Source organism: Paraburkholderia pallida (assembly GCF_004524855.1).
GTDB lineage: Bacteria > Pseudomonadota > Gammaproteobacteria > Burkholderiales > Burkholderiaceae > Paraburkholderia > Paraburkholderia oxyphila.
In genome coordinates, this window is the sequence record NZ_CP038150.1 from 1 (window position 1) to 17117 (window position 17117).

General features: G+C 61.9%; 14 protein-coding genes and 1 pseudogene. 5 read left to right on the top strand and 10 right to left on the bottom strand.

The genetic code is table 11. From position 1 onward, the window contains the following. Positions 1–438 precede the first annotated feature (438 nt). From E1956_RS26745 to E1956_RS26755, 3 genes are all read right to left on the bottom strand, one after another. Entirely contained in the window at positions 439–1428 is a 990-nt protein-coding gene (locus tag E1956_RS26745) for a 2-hydroxyacid dehydrogenase (protein ID WP_134754923.1), read from the bottom strand. A gap of 214 nt (positions 1429–1642) precedes the next feature. After that, positions 1643–2626, bottom strand: coding sequence for an alpha/beta fold hydrolase (locus tag E1956_RS26750; protein WP_197732947.1), 984 nt, complete (start codon positions 2624–2626; stop codon positions 1643–1645). Between the two features lie 113 nt (positions 2627–2739). Further along, entirely contained in the window at positions 2740–3495 is a 756-nt protein-coding gene (locus E1956_RS26755) for a class II aldolase/adducin family protein (RefSeq protein WP_134754925.1), read from the bottom strand. Between the two features lie 160 nt (positions 3496–3655). On the opposite strand from E1956_RS26755, the gene E1956_RS26760 reads away from it, so the two are divergent. Further along, on the top strand, positions 3656–4348 hold the full coding sequence (locus E1956_RS26760) for a Crp/Fnr family transcriptional regulator (protein WP_197732948.1): 693 nt from the start codon (positions 3656–3658) through the stop codon (positions 4346–4348). A gap of 38 nt (positions 4349–4386) precedes the next feature. On the opposite strand, the gene E1956_RS26765 is transcribed toward E1956_RS26760, so the two are convergent. Continuing rightward, positions 4387–5694 (bottom strand): MFS transporter, encoded by a 1308-nt coding sequence (locus E1956_RS26765; protein WP_134754927.1) that lies wholly within the window; start codon positions 5692–5694, stop codon positions 4387–4389. 266 nt (positions 5695–5960) lie between these two features. On the opposite strand from E1956_RS26765, the pseudogene E1956_RS26770 reads away from it, so the two are divergent. Then, positions 5961–6353, top strand: a pseudogene (locus tag E1956_RS26770) (GNAT family N-acetyltransferase); the annotation flags it as partial. A gap of 28 nt (positions 6354–6381) precedes the next feature. On the opposite strand, the gene E1956_RS26775 reads toward E1956_RS26770, so the two are convergent. Both E1956_RS26775 and E1956_RS26780 read right to left on the bottom strand, forming a co-directional pair. Then, positions 6382–7947 (bottom strand): methyl-accepting chemotaxis protein, encoded by a 1566-nt coding sequence (locus E1956_RS26775; protein WP_134754929.1) that lies wholly within the window; start codon positions 7945–7947, stop codon positions 6382–6384. Positions 7948–8147: 200 nt separating this feature from the next. Further along, positions 8148–8825 carry a TetR/AcrR family transcriptional regulator gene (locus tag E1956_RS26780; protein WP_134754931.1) on the bottom strand — a complete coding sequence of 226 codons (678 nt, stop codon included), beginning with the start codon at positions 8823–8825 and terminating at the stop codon, positions 8148–8150. Positions 8826–8888: 63 nt separating this feature from the next. Here E1956_RS26780 and E1956_RS26785 point away from each other — a divergent pair, with 63 nt between their 5' ends. Beyond that, positions 8889–11018 carry an alpha/beta hydrolase fold domain-containing protein gene (locus tag E1956_RS26785; protein WP_134754933.1) on the top strand — a complete coding sequence of 710 codons (2130 nt, stop codon included), beginning with the start codon at positions 8889–8891 and terminating at the stop codon, positions 11016–11018. Between the two features lie 309 nt (positions 11019–11327). Further along, positions 11328–12497, top strand: coding sequence for a porin (locus tag E1956_RS26790; RefSeq protein WP_134754935.1), 1170 nt, complete (start codon positions 11328–11330; stop codon positions 12495–12497). 27 nt (positions 12498–12524) lie between these two features. Here the strand turns inward: E1956_RS26790 and E1956_RS26795 are convergent, their stop codons facing one another. The 4 genes from E1956_RS26795 to E1956_RS26810 all read right to left on the bottom strand — a co-directional run bounded on the left by E1956_RS26795 (position 12525) and on the right by E1956_RS26810 (position 15195). After that, positions 12525–13211, bottom strand: a complete 687-nt coding sequence (locus E1956_RS26795) for a Crp/Fnr family transcriptional regulator (protein ID WP_232072011.1) — start codon at positions 13209–13211, stop codon at positions 12525–12527. Between the two features lie 168 nt (positions 13212–13379). Next, positions 13380–13697 (bottom strand): hypothetical protein, encoded by a 318-nt coding sequence (locus tag E1956_RS26800; protein WP_134754937.1) that lies wholly within the window; start codon positions 13695–13697, stop codon positions 13380–13382. A gap of 233 nt (positions 13698–13930) precedes the next feature. After that, positions 13931–14737 (bottom strand): acetoacetate decarboxylase family protein, encoded by an 807-nt coding sequence (locus tag E1956_RS26805; RefSeq protein ID WP_134754939.1) that lies wholly within the window; start codon positions 14735–14737, stop codon positions 13931–13933. A 53-nt stretch (positions 14738–14790) separates the two neighbouring features. Then, positions 14791–15195: a tautomerase family protein gene (locus E1956_RS26810; protein WP_134754941.1), complete on the bottom strand. Its 405-nt coding sequence runs from the start codon at positions 15193–15195 to the stop codon at positions 14791–14793. Positions 15196–15478: 283 nt separating this feature from the next. On the opposite strand from E1956_RS26810, the gene E1956_RS26815 reads away from it, so the two are divergent. Continuing rightward, positions 15479–17116 carry a fatty acid--CoA ligase gene (locus E1956_RS26815; RefSeq protein WP_134754943.1) on the top strand — a complete coding sequence of 546 codons (1638 nt, stop codon included), beginning with the start codon at positions 15479–15481 and terminating at the stop codon, positions 17114–17116. Position 17117: the final 1 nt, after the last annotated feature.

Sequence of the window (17117 nt, forward strand, 5' to 3'; positions counted from 1 at the left end):
ATGATGAACCCGCGGCCGCCTGGCGTTGCCTGCCATAGGGTGTTGGCCTCGTTGACGCTTTACGTCGCCGAGTTACTGCTGCGCACTAACAACAGCGTTGCAGGCACGATGCTGTTGATTCTCGGGACGTCGGTCACCCATCTCCTTCGCCGCCTGATCCATTCGAACATCTAGCCGCTTTCGCTGGGCTTTCGCGAGTTATCGTCGGATGAATTGACGCGCGAGCTGGATGGCCGTGACGCCGGGGCCGTGCGCGTGTTCACTCGCGGTCATGCCAGCCTGACCACGAGCGAGCGCGAAGATCGCGCCGGGTCAGCAGGCCAGTCGAGATCCCGACCTGCTTGTCGATACCCATGTAGACCGGGGACATGACGTCTCATTTCTATGGCGACCCGAGCGCTTCTTTAAAAGCCGTTCAGGCGAAGCGCGTTGCCATCTTCACTGGCGCGCCTTGCCAAGCACTTCGGGATTGACGGGATTGGGCGGATGCCCCGCCCGCGGTCCTTCGCCCAGACCCGCGATCAGATTGTCGGCAGCGAGGTTCGCCATCGCCCGGCGCGTCGCTTCCGTCGCGCTCGCGATATGCGGCGTCAACACGACATTCGGCACCGTGAGAAGATCCGGATGCACGCGCGGTTCCCCTTCGAACACGTCAAGGGCGGCTGCGCCGATGCGTCTCGCGCGCAGCGCTTGAGCCAGCGCTGCGTCGTCGACAATGCCGCCGCGCGCGATGTTGGTGAGTGTCGCAGTCGGCTTCATCTGCGCGAGCTCGGCGGCACCGACCATGTGATGGTTCTCCGGCGTGTACGGCAGGACCAGAACGACATGGTCCGAGGCGCGCAGCAGCTGTTCCTTCGACGCATACTCCGCATTCAACTCCGCTTCGATATGCGGTGCCACGCGCGTACGGTTGTGGTAGACGACGCGCATGTTGAAGCCGCGCGCGCGGCGTGCGAGCGCCTGTCCGATGCGGCCCATACCGACAATGCCAAGGGTCGAGCCTTGAATATCGCTACCGAGAAAGGCGTCGTACTGAAACTTGTGCCACTTGCCGGCGCGCAGCCAGTGTTCCGACTCGCTCACGCGGCGTGCCGCCGCCATCATCAGCGCCCAGCCGAAGTCGGCCACCGATTCGTTCAGGACGTCGGGCGTGTTGGTCCCGAGGACATTGACCGCGTTGAACGCGGCGATGTCGAAGTTGTTGAAACCGACCGCCATGTTCGAGACGACGCGCAAGCGCGGCGCTGCGGCGAGCACCGCAGCAGTAATGGGTTCGCCCGCGGTCAGTGCGCCGTCCTTGTCCGCCAGGCGCCGGACCAGTTCGTCAACGGTGAGTGCGTTGCCCTGGTTCCAGTCAACTTCGAAATAGTGTTCGAGCCGGTCGATCACGTCCGGAAAGGTCGGACCAGCTACCAGAATCTTCTGCATGCTCTATCTCCACGCTGTGCGCAGCGCCGAACGGTACCGCGTGCATTTAAACGAAACGACAAAATCACTTGGCTCCGACACATCGTCTCCGTGGCCTTCGGTCTCCCGTTGGCCATGGCGGCAACAGCGCGATGCGTCTGTGACGGATGTGACGGATGTGACGGCGAACCAGCCAGTGACGGGCTCTGCGCTACTTTTCATCACGTGCACCGATTCACGAACACACGGTTGCCAATCGGTCGCGGAACTCAAAGTAAGAGGCGGTCACAGCGGCCGGCGCCTGAACTTGCGGGTAGTGCCCGACGCCAGGCAATTCCGTGACATCGGAACGGGGCACCAGCTCGCGATAGCGTTCGACCATGTGGCTGCCCGAGATAGGGTCAACAGGGCCGACGATCAGCTTGAGCGGAATCTCCGCCGCCTGGAGCGCGCCAACCCATCTCTCGCGATGCTTGATACGATCAGGGATGTAATTGATGAGTTTGTGCATGATCCGCTCGCCGTGCTGTTCACGCAGCACCTCCCACATGGAGTCGAGCGTTTCCGTATCCGCCGGATATCGACTCCCGAACACCGCACTCATGTTTTCAGACAGTTTTCTTCTGGTCGTCAGCAATGAGACAAGCGGTCCGATCGGTGAAAGCAGGAGCGACTGAAAACGCACGCGCCTGTGCGTTTCAGGGAAAAGGCCACCATTGAGGAAACACACACTCCGCAGTCTGGGTCGATTGGCGCATTCAATATCCCTGGCTAACATTTCCTGCGCTACCGAGTCCCCGTAGTCATGAGCCAGAATGTGGAATTCACCGAGGCCACGCATTGCCAGGAATCGATCGTAAAGATCGGCCTGATCGAGGATCGAGTAGACGTAATTACGCGGCTTGTCCGAATGACCGAAACCGATCATATCTAGCGTGAGCAATCGATAACGCTTGAGCAGGTCCGGCCAGACGTGCAGCCAATCCCACGAAGCCGTCGGAAAGCCATGGATCAAAAGGAGAGCGGGAGCATCCACGCTTCCTTCCTCACGCCAGAAGATCTGGTGGCCACGGTAGGTAAAGTAGTTTCCCCTGGCCTTCCAGGCGTCCGTGCTTTGCGTCATGTCTCGTTCCTCGAACAGGCAAACTCGATTGGCCTGCCAGAATGTTTTGGATTGCGTATCGTTTTCACGGAAATCCGCAAATCGATGCGCAATCACGATTATTGGTGGGGCGTTTCGATGCGCGCTTCGGGTTACCTGCAGTGCGCTCGATGGCAGGAAAGGGAAAGCTCCCCTCCCTGAAGATTCCCGTGGACCCCGGCAGCGCCTCCCTACGAACGATAACTATCGTCAATTCGGTCGAGTTTGCGAATCAGCGCCGGCCACACAAACGAGCCTCCCACTCCGTCCGTCTGAACGTCTTTCGCCGCCGCCGCCGTGGCCAGAATATCCCGGTCCACAAGCGTCAGCTCGCCACCCGCCTGTGCTGACAACTGGATCTGGCACGCAGTCTCGAAGATGTACATGTTCAGGAATGCGTCTGCAATGGTCTTTCCGACGGTCAGCAAGCCATGGTTCCTGAGCATCAGATAGTTGGCGTGTCCAAGGTCGTCCTGAAGGCGCGGTTTTTCGTCATCTCGAAGCGCTACGCCCTCGTAATCGTGATACCCGAGTGAATCGAGCACGAAGGTCGATTGCTGGGAAATCGGCAGCAGGCCGTTCTTCTGCGCGCTCACGGCTACGCCCGCGCGGGTATGGGTGTGCAATACGCACTGCACGTCCTCGCGCGCGGTATGAATCGCGCTATGGATCACAAAACCAGCGCGATTGACCTCAAAGTCCGAGTTCGACAGCCGCTGACCTTCGGTATTGACCATGATGAGCGACGATGCGGTGATCTCTTCGAACAGGAGCCCGTACGGATTGATCAGGAAGCGATGGTCAGGACCGGGCATGCGCGCACTGATGTGCGTAAAGATCAGATCGGTCCAGCCATGCAGCGCGACGAGGCGATAACAGGCCGCGAGGTCGCAGCGGAGATGCCATTCGTCTGCACTGACGGTATTTTTCAGCGATGGGATTCGCATGATGTCTCCCTGAAATTGTGAAGGTTGGATCGGGAACCGTTGATGGATGCAACGTCGTTGCTTTGGCCGTCAACTTGACCACAGAGTACAAAAACGCCTATCTTCAGACCGCAAGATATCTTCCAGTTTTCACGTCTCTTCCGGTCAATCGAGTTTTCAAATGACTTTCATCGCACAGGCATCTGACGAGATGCGCGCGAGTCCCTGGTTCGGCTCGCTGGCTCGGGACACGCAGCAGGCTTTACTCGAGGGTTGCTGGACCGTTCAGCTCAAGTCCGGGGAATACCTGTTCCGGCGAGGGGATCAGCGAAACGGGTTCTATGGCGTCAACAAGGGACGCCTGAAGGCGTCAACGCTGAGGGAAAACGGCAGGGAGGCCATTCTTGCCGTTATTGAAGCGGGTAACTGGTTCGGCCAGATGTCGATGATCAGTGGCGCTCCCCACGCGCACGATGTCGTTGCCCTGGAGAACGCAACCGTGCTTGCGGCGAGGCCCCAGACATTCGAGGCCCTGATGAACGATGCAGGTTTTGCCAAAGCCATTTCGCAGCTCCAGTCCATCCACACGAGCTGGCTTTATCGAATCATCGACGATTCTGCTGCCTATTCCACGCGGGCGCGCATCGCCAGGAGGCTGGTTCTGCTGGCCTCCGGCGACATGAGCATGGCATCGGAGGGGCGCGATGAGATCGTCCTGTCACAGGAAATGCTGGCGATGATGCTGGATATCACTCGCCAGACGCTCGCGATCGAATTGAAGGCGATGGTTGCGAAAGGCGCGATTTCCCTTCACTACGGCCGCATACAGATAGTTTCAAGAGAGGCTTTGCTGAAGCTCCAGGAGGATAACTGACAAACCTCCCCAGCGAGATCGGGTCTTCTTCTCTTTGCTTATCTACGCGGGCCGTCTTTCATGCGAAGCATGACCACGCTGGCGATCAGCAGAAGAACCGAGCAGGAATAGAGCCCGGCATCGAGGCTTCCTGTCGATGTTTTTATCAGGCCAATCGCGTACGGACAGATGATTCCGGAAACGGCGCCCAGGCTGGTAACGATGGCGATACCCACGGCCATTGATTCCCTGCGAAGCACCGACGTCGCCACCGCCCAGAAAACCGGGAATGAGGAGATCACTGCGGCCAGAGCAACGGAGACAAGTGCGACAGAGGTCCAAAGCGATCCTTCCGTCCAGTTGCAGAAGGAAAGAGCGACGGCACAAAGCAGCACGGCAAACACAAAGTGCCATCGCCGCTCCCGGGTCCTGTCGGAGTGGCGGCTGTACCAGATCATTGCCACAATTCCGCATGCATAGGGAATGAGGGAGAGTAAACCAATTCGCTGCAGGCCCACGGCGCCGGCCCGTTCGATCATCGACGGCATCCAGAAACTTAGCGCGTAAGCGGCGCAACTCATGGCGAAATAGAGTGCTGCGAGTCTGATGACCGTCAAATCGCGAAACACGTCTCGAACACGAGCAGTCTCCGCCGGAGCGCCGGTGGACTTTTCTGCGAGATCTCGGGCAATGGCATCCTTCTCCACCGCAGAAAGCCATTTGGCAGCAGATGGCTGATCGACCAGCAAAAGATAAGTTGCGATGCCCAGTAAAACCGTCGGCAGGCCCTCCAGCAGAAACACCCATTGCCACCCGCGCAAGCCGTGAACGCCGTTCATGTGTTGCAGCAAGAAGCCCGAAACAGGACCGGAAATCAAGCCCGCCGCGACTGTCGCGGCCATAAAGAACGCAACGATGCGTGCCCGCCGATCAGCTGGAAACCATAGCGTCAGATAGAACAGAATACCGGGAAAGAAGCCAGCTTCGAACACGCCGAGGAAGAATCTCGCCACATAGAATTCGAGCGGGTTCGCTACGAACATGGTGCTCATCGATACGACACCCCAGCACAGCATGATGCGAAGCATAGTCTTACGGGCTCCGATTTTCTTGAGGAGCACGTTACTGGGTACCTCGAAGAGCACGTATCCGACAAAGAACATGCTGGCGCCCAAGCCATATATGGCATCGGAAAAATGCAGATCGAATCGCATCTGCAGTTGAGCATAGCCGATGTTGATTCGATCGAGGTAGGCGAGCAGATAGCAGAGAAAGAGTAACGGTACAATTTTTCGCGTTACCTTCTGATAGGTCCTTTCGAGATCCGTGGAGGAACTCGTGTACGGAAATGCGGCAATGTCTGACATCTGGAGTCCGTCGCTAAATGTGGGGCCATGGACAACATGCTGGTTGTATCGTGCTCATGCAGCACGCGCAGTCCGTCTGGCCGGGAAGGGGATTCGATCGCATAGAATCCGAATGCAGGAACGTCTTGCAACGCACCGCTCAAATATCCGTTGGCCTCGCGTTGGCCCTGACATCACTCCTCTTCCTATTCGTAAGGCAAGGGTAGTGGGCGGCTAGTGGCAGAACTGCAAGATAATTTGCAATTTCGGGTTTGTCCGGAATTGCAGCCAATGAGTTCTGGAAACAAGTCGGTGCGGGCGTGATGCGCAACGAGCGAATCCTTTTCGTTGCCGAAAGCGCTGACGGTCAAATTGTCGGCACCGTGCAATTGATCACGGCTTTGCCCGAAAATCAACCGCATCGCGCCGACATTGCGAAGATGCTAGTGCGTAGCAGTGCGAGACGCCAGGGCATTGGCGCGCGCATGATGGCTGCCGTCGATGATGCGGCCCGAAACACCGGCAAGTCCGTTCTTGTACTGGACGCCGTCACAGGCGGCGATGCCGAAAGACTTTACGAGCGGGCGGGTTGGCAACGAGTCGGAAACGTGCCGAACTATGCCTTGATGCCCGATGGCACGTTTTGCGGGACGACCTTCTTTCACAAGCAACTGGCTTAGGTTGGCGGGCCAGCTCCAGTCGACCGGCTCAGACCAACGCCTCATCGCGAAGCCGGAACTGCGCCACCGCGTCATTGAGCCTCGCGCTCTGTTCCTCGAGCGACAGCGCCACGGCCGCCGCTTCCTCGACCAGCGCGGTATTGCGCTGCATCGTCTGCTCCATTTGCGTGACCGTGGCGTTCACCTGCTCGATGCCCGAAGACTGCTCTTCGGACGCGATGCTGATGTCGCTCATGATCGCATTCACGCGCTCGACCGCGGTGACGAGCTCGACCATCGTCGACCCCGCGAGCGCAACAAGGCCGTTGCCGTCTTCTACGCGCCGCCCGGCGTTCCCGATCAATTCCTTGATTTCCTTCGCTGCCGACGCGCAGCGCTGCGCGAGCCCGCGAACCTCCGTCGCGACCACTGCGAAGCCGCGTCCTTGCTCGCCCGCGCGCGCAGCCTCGACGGCCGCGTTCAACGCGAGAATGTTGGTCTGAAACGCTATGCTCTCAATGACGCCGACGATGCCCGAGATTCGCGCGGAACTCTCCGAGATTGCCGACATCGTCTCGACTACGCGCTGCATGGCCTCCCTGCCACGCGTCGCGATGCCGGCCGCGCCCTCGACATAAGTGCGTGCGTCGCGAGCGTTGGCCGCATTCTGGCTCACTGCCGCCGTCAATTGCTCGATGCTCGCAGCGGCCTGCTGCAGCGACGCCGACTGCTGCTCGGTGCGCGCGGACAAGTCGACATTGCCGCTTGCGATCACGCGGACGTCGCCGACGATCGTCTGCGTGCTCGCGCGCACCTGGCTCACGGTGCCGATCAGGCCGGCCTGCATCTGCTTGAGGGCGTTCAATAGCCACGCCATCTCGTTCTCGCGGGACGTCACGACGGTGCCCGTCAAATCGCCTTGCGCGATTCTTTCGAAGTGCTTAACAGCGAGATTGATCGGCTCGACGATCGCCTTCGCGAGCTTGCGCTGGGCGATCAGGCCGAGAATGACCGCGAGCGCGGCCACTGCGGCCATCCCCCAGACGATCCGTTGAAAATGCGCAGCGGCAGCATCGAAGCGCGCCTTTTCACGTGCAACCTGGAACGTTTCGAGCGCGCCAATCGCGTCCTGGTACGCGACGAAAAGCGCCGGAGGCGCAGCGCGTTGCGTGTCGAGGAAATTGAATGCGTCGTCGTGGTCGAGCTGTGACATCGCCTTCAGGAAGACTTGATCAAGCAGCGCCTGACGATTTTTCTGCAGCGTCTCGAAGAGGGCCTGCTCGTCGGCGTCGCGCGGGTGGAGGCGCGAGTAGGCCTCCAGTTCGTCGTTGCTTTGTGCAAGCAGGGTATGGAGACGGGCGATCTCGTCTTTGGCGGACTGGCCGGCACTGATGATCTGTGCGACGTCGCTCAGGCGCTCACGCAGGACGAGCATGCGCTCGGAGCTTGTTTTCAGGTGCAAAAGCGACGCGGTGTCGTCGCGATACATGGCCTCGAGCGAACCGTTGCTCGCGTACAGGCCGGCGATGCACGCGCCCACCACCAGCACGAGCAGCGCCGTATAGGCGGCGATGGTCGCAAAGAGCCCGCCGCGTATCGTGAGTTGTTTTCGCATGAGCGTTCCCTTTGCCATGGCTGGGCGAGGCCAGCGGCCGATGTCGTTTGCGGATCGAGGAAAGACGGGCGCCGCCGCACAATGCGTGGCGACCTCGCTTACGAACGCGTTAACGGCCGGGCAAACGGGAAGGTTTTATCGTCACGCGACGCGGATATACACGATTGCGACAACCAGGATTCTCTGAAAATACTTCCGCCTCACGACGCATCCAGCAACGCGCGCGTCTCCTCCGAAGGCGCCGACACGAGCACATTCTCGAAACTATCCATCAAGCTCGCCACCGCATAGCCGGGCGACCAGAGCCGCCCCGGCTCGCCGCCGTCGCGGCTCGCTTCCCACGCCGCCAGCGCGGCATTGCCATAGATGCCCACGAGCGAGAGCCGGTGATCGATGATGGCCGCCGGAAGCTGGGGCAGCAGTTCGCGCAGCAGTGCGTTGCAGCGCTGATAGCCCACGTTCCACTTGTTCTCCAGCGCCTCGCGCAGGAACGCGCGGTTGTTCAATTGCAGATTGGCGATCATGCGGATGTAAGTGGCCTGGCCCGTCCGATCGGCCAGATCGAACATCGGCATCAGTAGCGCGCCCAATACCGCGCGCACCGTCATCCCTCCCTCTGCTTCCAGCCGGTCGACCCGCGCCTGGCGATCCTCGTCGATCAGGCGCGCGCCGTCGACGATCAATTCGCGCGCCAGCTCCTGCTTGTTCCCGAAGTAGTAGCGCAGCGAGGCGCTGTTGCGCTGCCCGGCGGCCGAAATGATGTCCTGGACCGACACGCCGTCGAGTCCTCGCAGCGCGAACAGGCGCTGGGCTTCCTCTTTCAGGCGCGTTCGCGTCTCGGCGCCATCCGAACGAAGGGTTTTTCCTGGTGTGGTCATGACTTTACCGTATCGAGATAACTAACTACACTGGGTTAACTAACCCGGTAGGAGAAACTTAGCATGAAAGTTGTTATCGCTGGAGGCGGCATTGGCGGCCTCACAACCGCTCTGGCGCTGCTGCGCCACGGAATCGAGCCGATTGTACTGGAGCGTGCCCCGCAATTGACCGAGGTGGGGGCGGGGGTCCAGATCGCCGCCAACGGCACCATCGTGCTGCGCGAGCTGGGCCTCGAGCCCGCGCTGGCGAGCATTGCCACGGTGCCTTCGGGCTTCGACTACCTCGAGTTGTCGACGGGCCGGCGCCTCTATTACGCCCCGCTCGGCGAGGAAGCCGCCGCGCGCTATGGCGCGCTGCTCTATAACGTCCACCGCGCCGACCTGATCGACCTGCTCGCGAAGGCGCTGCCGCCCGGCGTGGTGCGGTTGGGCGCGGAGTGCGAGTCGGTCTCGCAGGACGCGGACGGCGCCTGGGTCACGCTCAAAACCGGCGAAGTGATTCGCGGCGACGTGGTGATCGGCGCGGACGGCATTCACTCGGCCGTGCGCACGGCCCTGCGGGGACCGGAGGAGAAGCAGTTTGCGAACATCCTGATGTGGCGCTCGCTGATTCCCGCGGAGCGGCTGAAGGGGCTCGATCTGCCGGTGGCGGGGAACAACTGGTTCGGCATCGGCCGCAATATCGTCTCGTACTGGGTGCGCAAGGACCTCTACAGCATTCTCGCCTCGGTGCCGGCCACCGAAGTCAGCCGCGAGTCGTGGACGCAATCGGGCGACGTCAATCAGCTGCGCCGCTCGTTCGAAGGCTCCGAGCCGACCGTCCAGCGGATGCTGGAGGAAGTGGACTCGGCCTTCATCACGGGCATGTATCACCGCGATCCGATCGAGAATTGGGCGGTCGGCCGGATCGCGCTGCTCGGCGACGCCGCGCATGCGATGGTGCCGTATCTCGCGCAAGGCGCCTGCCAGTCGATCGAAGACGCCTGGGTGCTCGCGAGTTGCCTCGACAAGCACGGCAAGGCCGGCGTAGAGGTCGCGCTCGCCGAATATGAAGCCCGGCGCCAGCCGCGCACGCGGCGCATCCAGGCCGGGGCGCGCTACGTGGTCGACTGGGCGCACGAGCCCGACGAGGCGCGCGTGCGTCAGCGCAACGGGCGCCTGAAGGGGCTCTCGCGCATCGATCCGCTGGCCGAGATTTCTTGGTCGTTTGCGTGGGGTCACGACATTCTCGAGGCGGCCAAACTGCCGCCGGGCGAGGTCGTGGGGCTGAGCGCGGCGCGCGAAGGCAAGCGCATGGCGCGTGCCGAAAGCCAGCGCGCCTTCGATCTCTGGAAAGGCGTGTTCACGCCCGACGACGTCGCGCGCGGCGACCGTGGCCAACGCGCGGCCTACGAACGCTTCCTGCTCACGCAGTTCCCCGCGCCGGCCAGCACTCAGGTGACCCCGGTCGATCTCGATGGCGTGAGCACGTTGCGGGTGACGGCCGAAGGCGCCGGGCAAAGCGCCACCGTCCTGCATTTCCACGGTGGCGGCTATGTGCTCGGGTCGGCGCAGAGCTCGGTCGAATACGCGAGCCGTCTGTCACGCACGCTGAACGGCCCGTGCTACACGGCCGACTATCGCCTCGCGCCCGAGCATCCGTATCCGGCGGCCATCGACGATGCATTCAGCGCCTGGCGCGGGCTGCTCGCCACGGGCGTGGATCCTGCCACGGTCTTCCTGAGCGGCGAGTCGTCCGGCGGCGGCCTCGCGCTCGCACTGGCGGCCGCGTTGCGCCGCGCCGGACTGCCGTTGCCGGCGGGCGTGATCGCCATCTGCCCGATGACCGACCTCACGCTCGAGGGGCCCTCGATCCTTGCGAACTCGGGCGACGACCCGGCCGCGAACCGCGAGACGCTGGCTAACCTCGTGGCGTCCTACTTCCAGGGCCATGAGCCGACCGACCCGATGGTGTCGCCGCTCTTTGCCGATCTCGCGGATCTTCCGCCGGTGTATCTCGCCGCCGTGCGCGGCGAGGTGCTGGAAAGCGACACCACCCGCTTCGCGGAGCGGGCCATTGCGGCGGGCGCGAACGTGACGTTGAACATGGTGGACGATTCGGTCCACGTCTTCACGCTGTTCCCGTTCTTGCCCGAGGCGGCCGCCACGCTGGAAGAAATCGGCCTGTGGAGCCGCAAGCTGCTGCGCAAGTGACGGGCGGCAGCCGCGCCGGGTGCGTGCCCGGCGCGGCTTGGGCGAGCGCGTTCGGCGTTCCCGGTGCCGGCTAGCCAAATCGGCAAATGTAAATTTTCTGACTGTCCGTGCTTTTTTTCCCGTGCAATGTATCGTCGTGGGCGCAACGCTCATGCAGGAGACGGGAAAACCATCAAGGACGCTCAGGTCGGAAGACGCGCCTCGCCAGGCAGCGGGACTTCGAACGCGACTGAAGCGGGCAGGGCAAAAAGCCATTGATGTGATTCATATGTTTTGGAGTACGACATAACCATAAGATGGAGTCATTTCATGAGGAAGGTAAGGAGATTGCCTGGATCGCGCGCACGTAAATCGATATTGCGCGGCCCGGCAAAGACGGGATTGCTAGCCGGCGTCATTTCCACGGTGACGCTGTATGCCGTGCCGGTATTCGCGCAATCGTCGGTGACGCTTTACGGGCTTGTCGATGCCGGCGTGCGCTATACGACGCACGCGAATACGGCGGGCGATTCGCAGTTCCAGATGGCGAGTGGCGCAAGCGAGAGCTTTTTCGGCATCAAGGGCGTGGAGGATATCGGGGGCGGCACGAAGGTCGTGTTCAATATGGAGGACCGCTTCTTTCCGAACTCGGGGGCGACCGATCCGGCTTATCCGTTCTTCAATACGGCCTTCGTGGGCCTGCAATCGAACACCTTCGGCAAGCTCACGATGGGGCGCCAGCTCAATCCGCTTTCCGACGCCGTGCTCAGCGCCTACGTGACGAACCGCTGGCTGCCGACGTTCTATCAGTTCCGGCCCGAAGTCATGATGGCCCAGGGCGTGTGGACGAGCAACATGGTCAAGTACGCCGCGCGCTGGCAATACCTCACGGCCGAGGTCTCGTATGCGTTCGGCGGCAACGCGGGCCAGTTTGGCGCAGGTAGCCAGATTGGCGCGTCGATTCTCTATTTGCCGGCCGCGCCGCTGACTTTTGCCGCGGCCTATCTCGACTCGCGCGATGCGGTGAACGCATCGGCGCACCTCAAGTCGTGGACCGCCGGCGGAAGCTACACATTCGGCTCGACGACCGTGACGGCGGGCTGGGCGGTCAACCGTGAGGACGCCGGCTTTGTCGGCAATTTCCCCAACGGGCCGTTCTCCGAGCCCGCGTTGACGGCGCTGAAATTCAACACGTTCAGCCAGCGGCAGATGTTCTATGGGGGCGTGACGCAGCAGATCGGCATTGCGACTCATCTTTCGGCCAACGTCTGGCGCACGATCCAGACCGGCAAGACGCAGCCCGCGGATGGTAATGCGACACAGTTCCAGTTGCTCGCGGACTACAACTGGTCGAAGCGCACGGACACCTATCTGGAAGTCGATTATTCGCTGTATCGCGGCGGCATGGTGGGTGCGCAGTTCCAGGGCATCAATGCAGTGAGCTCCGCTTTCGGCACCACGCAGCTCGGCGTGACGGCGGGCTTGCGGCATTTGTTCTAGCCTGCGGCGCTCACGGCGCGATCCCGGCTATTCCTGGAACGACGCAAGCAGTTCCTTCGAGCAGATTTCGATGCGTCCGTACTTGAGCGTGATCGCGCCTTTTTCCGCCATCGCCTTGAGCTCCAGCGAGAGCGTCTGGCGCGTGATGCCCAGCATCATCGCCAGCGTGTCCTGCGAGAGGCTCACGTCGTGGCGGCACTGCGGCGCCACGGTGACGTCGCCCTCAGCGAGCAACAGCAGGCGCCGGGCAATGCGCGCGCGTGTCGAATGCAGCGTGGCGTCTTCCACGATGCGATAGAGCCAGTGCATATGAATCGACTGCAACTCGGCAATCGCGCGCACGAACGCAGTGCTCTGCATCAGCTCCTCGAAGTCGGCCGCGCGAACTACGAAGAGCGTCGAGCGATCGAGCGCAACGACGTCGCGCGGGCGAGGCTGGCGGTTCGTGAGCGAGGTTTGCCCAAACCAGTTGCCCGCTTCGATCACGGCCAGGATGGCCTCCTTGCCGTCTTCGCGCAGGGTGAAAGCTTTGAGCCGGCCGCTCTTGATGCCGTAAAAACCCGTGGGCGCGTCGCCGCGACGGAATAGATATTCGCCGGGGCGGAGCGTGACAGATTCGCTTTTGCGAATCAATGCTTCTTGCTCTTGCGGGGGCAACGCGCTGAACCACTGGTTCGTCCGCATTGCTTCGGACGTGTCGGTTATGTGTGCCATGAGTAGCAATCAAAAAAAACATACCAATACGGAAACACGTTGCCGAATGGATACGCAGTGCGCCTATTATCGCGCCAAATGCCGCGAATGACGCGGAGAAACAAAGGGCCGCTGTTCGCGAGAACAGCGGCCTTGCTTGCAGCGGATGCGAATTGCGGATTGACGCAATTATTGGCCGGCGGCCGGCGACTTGGTGCTCGGGGTGGCCAGCGTGTTGTTGGTCCCATAAGCGGCGCCGCCGGGTGCCGCGCTATTGCTCATGTTGTCCTGCATGCCCGGGTTCGCCGCGCCGGTGCCCATGCCGCTGTCCGAGTTGGTGGCGCCAGGCATGCCGTAGCCGCTCGTTGAATTGGACGGCGCCGGCGCCGCAGCTGCGGCCGGCGATTTGGTGGTCGGCGTTGCCAGCGTGTTGTTCTGTGCGTATGCAACGCCCGAAATCGCGAGTGCGGCCGCGGCCGCGACTAATGTGCTGATTGTCTTGTGCATGATGCGTTCCTCCAGAATTTGGCTGGAATAACGACGCAGCCGATCGCCGCCTGCTTGACCGTGAATTGAGCAATCGCTGTGGCCCGTGCGCCTGGCGCAGCGACTGACTGGCGCACGTGGCCACGTGACGGCCCGATACCGAGTGCAATGGAAAACATCTACTGACCCGATTTCCTGAAGCACTTCAAAAAGTATAGGTCAAGCTGTGAATACGCGTTGGCGGTGCCGCGGCCTTACTTCGTGTGATCGACCAGCGTTTTCAGATCCGTCACGCTATAGGCCATGGAGCCGCGGTAGCCGGCGCCCACGCGCACAGGTTGGAGATCCGCAATTTCCTCTCCCTGCGCGACTGGGAACGCCAGCTTGCCTTCGCCTGCCCACACGCCCGCGATCTGCGCGTTGTCCATGATGGAGAGAACGAGCTCGTTCACCGCGGGCGTGTCGTGCTGACCGGCTGCGAGGCGCGGAAAGTAACGCTGATTGACCACCGGGCGGCCGGCGATGCCGAGCTTCGAGACGTCCTGAACCGCCGCCTCGAGCTTGACCTCGGCATGGGCCAGCCGTTGCCCCGCGGCCGACGCCGTCGCGGCGAAGCGTGTACCCGCTGCGACGGGCGCCGCAGCCGGGCTCAGCGCGGCGAACGTGCGCGTCTGATGGATCTGGCCGTAACGCTTCGGGAAGCCCTGGATCAGCCCGCGCATCATGGCCGAGTCGTTGTCCACGAAGATATACGGGCAAAAGGAAACGGGCTTGCCGTCATAAAGGGCGTCGACGAGCACGAAGAACTCGCGGTACTGATAGCGCGCCGGATCGAGCATTTCGTCGTTGCTGGCGGTGAATTGCCAGTCGATGAAGAGGGCCGTTGCGTGGCCGGGAGACGCCGGATCGAGGCTCAGGCCTTTGGGGAGCACCGCGGCTGCGGCGGCCGGGTCGGCCCAGAATTCGACGAGGATGAAGTCGCCGGCATAGTGCCAGGGCGGCGGGGGCGCGATGCTCGAAAGGCCACGGGGGGAAAGCGGAACGGCATAGGGCTTGTTCATAAGGATTCCGTATTGAAATGGATAGCGGCTGGAGGGCGGATGGCCGAATGGCGTCAGCTTGCGGAAGGCGCCGGAATGGCGGCGTTGCGGCCGGCCAGCCCGTTGCCCGGCGACCAGTTCTCCGCGGCCACTTCGATGATGTTGATGAAGACATCCGCGGGATCCACGCCGGGGTTGGCCTGCAGCGTCTTCACGAGGCGCTCGTAGAAGCGCTTCTTGTCGTCGGCGTTGCGGCCCGCGGTCAGCGTGATTTGAATCAGCAGCAGGTCGGGGCTCCGCTTGAACGGGAACGTCTCGTTGGCGAGGAAGTTGGCTTCGTCGTGCTCGGCGATCGTCATGAAGAACGCCTCGGGGTGCACACCCAGCGCCTCGTGCAGCGAGGCGTGAATGCCCTTGAGAACGGCGGTGCGGAATGATGCGGGTTTGCCCTTGCGCATCGAGACATGGGTCATCGGCATGAATAGCTCCGTTGGGTGATGTTGGGTGATGTTCGGTGATCGCTGCGCCCAATCTTAGGCGTCGGACCGATCGCGTCCAACAATCGGAGCGCATTGTTGTGATGAGATTTCTAAATCATCGGCGAGGGCGTTTTTACACGTTTTAGCCGCGCTCCCCCATTCAGGGGATATTGCCGCCCCTTCGATATCCGCATGATTGAGTCAACGGCCCGCTGCCAGAACCAGAACTAGAACACCCCTCCGGCGTGCGAGCGATCCATTTCGGAAAGTCAAGGAGATATCGATGTCGGAACACGTGCAGACGGCGAGTGCCTACGCCTACCCGCTGCTGATCAAGCAGCTATTGCATACGCCTTTTGCGCAGGCGCAGGACCAGGAAATCGTCTACCGGGGTCAGGTCCGGATGACGTACGCGACGCTGCGCGAGCGCATTGCGCAACTCGCCAACGGCCTGAGCCAGCACGGCGTGCAACATGGCACCACCGTCGCGGTCATGGATTGGGACAGCCACCGCTACCTCGAAAGCTATTTTGCGGTGCCGATGATGGGCGCGGTCCTGCAGACCGTCAATGTGCGTCTTTCCCCGGCCGAAATCGCCTGGACGATCAACCACGCGGGCGCCGAAGTCCTGCTCGTTCATACCGACTTCATTCCGGTGGTCGAGCAGATCAAGGACCAACTGGAGAAGGTGCGCACGTTCATCTGGATCGACGAGCCGGGCAGCGAAGCCCCCGCGCACAGCATTGCGTTTGCAAACGAGTACGAGGCGATGCTCGCGGCGAGCAGCACGAGCTACGAGTTTCCGGATTTCGACGAGAACACCCGCGCGACCACGTTCTACACCACCGGCACGACCGGCCTGCCGAAGGGCGTCTACTTTTCGCATCGGCAACTGGTGTTGCACACGCTCACGCTGATGGCGGCGCTTGCAAGCCCCGTTTCCGGCCAGCGCTTTCATCGCGGCGACGTGTATATGCCGCTCACGCCGATGTTCCATGTCCACGCGTGGGGCATGCCTTATATCGCCACGGTGATGGGCGTGAAGCAGGTCTACCCGGGCCGTTATGCGCCCGAGCGACTCGTGAAGCTGATCGAGGACGAAGGCGTGACGTTCTCGCATTGCGTCGGCACGATCCTGCACATGCTGCTTACGTGCCCGCAAGGCAAGGCGACCGACTTCAGCAAGTGGAAGGTCATTATCGGCGGCAGCGCCTTGCCGATCGGCCTGGCCCAGGCGGCGCTCGAGCGCGGCATCGATGTGTTCGCCGGCTATGGCATGTCCGAGACCTGCCCGGTGCTGAGCCTCGCGCAACTGCCGCCCGGCGCCGAAGCCCTCGACGCCGACGAGCAGGTTCGCCTGCGCTGCAAGACCGGCTTCCCGGTCCCGCTCGTCGACCTTCGTGTGGTGGACGACAGCATGGCCGATCTCGCACGCGACGGCAAAGCCACGGGTGAGATCGTCGCGCGTGCGCCGTGGCTCACGCAGGGCTATCTGAACAACCCGGACGCCAGCGCACAACTCTGGGCCGGCGGCTATCTCCACACGCAGGACATCGCCAGCATCGATCCCACCGGCAACGTGCAGATCACCGACCGCCTGAAGGACGTCATCAAGTCGGGCGGCGAGTGGGTTTCGTCGGTCGAAGTCGAGAGCCTGATCTCGCAGCATGAGGGCGTCTCCGAAGTGGCCGTCATCGGCATCAAGGACGAGAAGTGGGGCGAGCGGCCGGTCGCGCTGGTCGTGCTCAAAGAGGGCGCGGCCGTCAACGAGGACGAGATCAAGCGCCATGTGCTCTCGTTCAGCGAATCCGGAAAGATTTCGAAATACGCGGTGCCGCAAGTCGTGAGATTCGTCGAAGCGCTGCCCAGGACGAGCGTCGGCAAGATCAACAAGAAGGGACTGCGCGAGCAGTTCGTCTGAG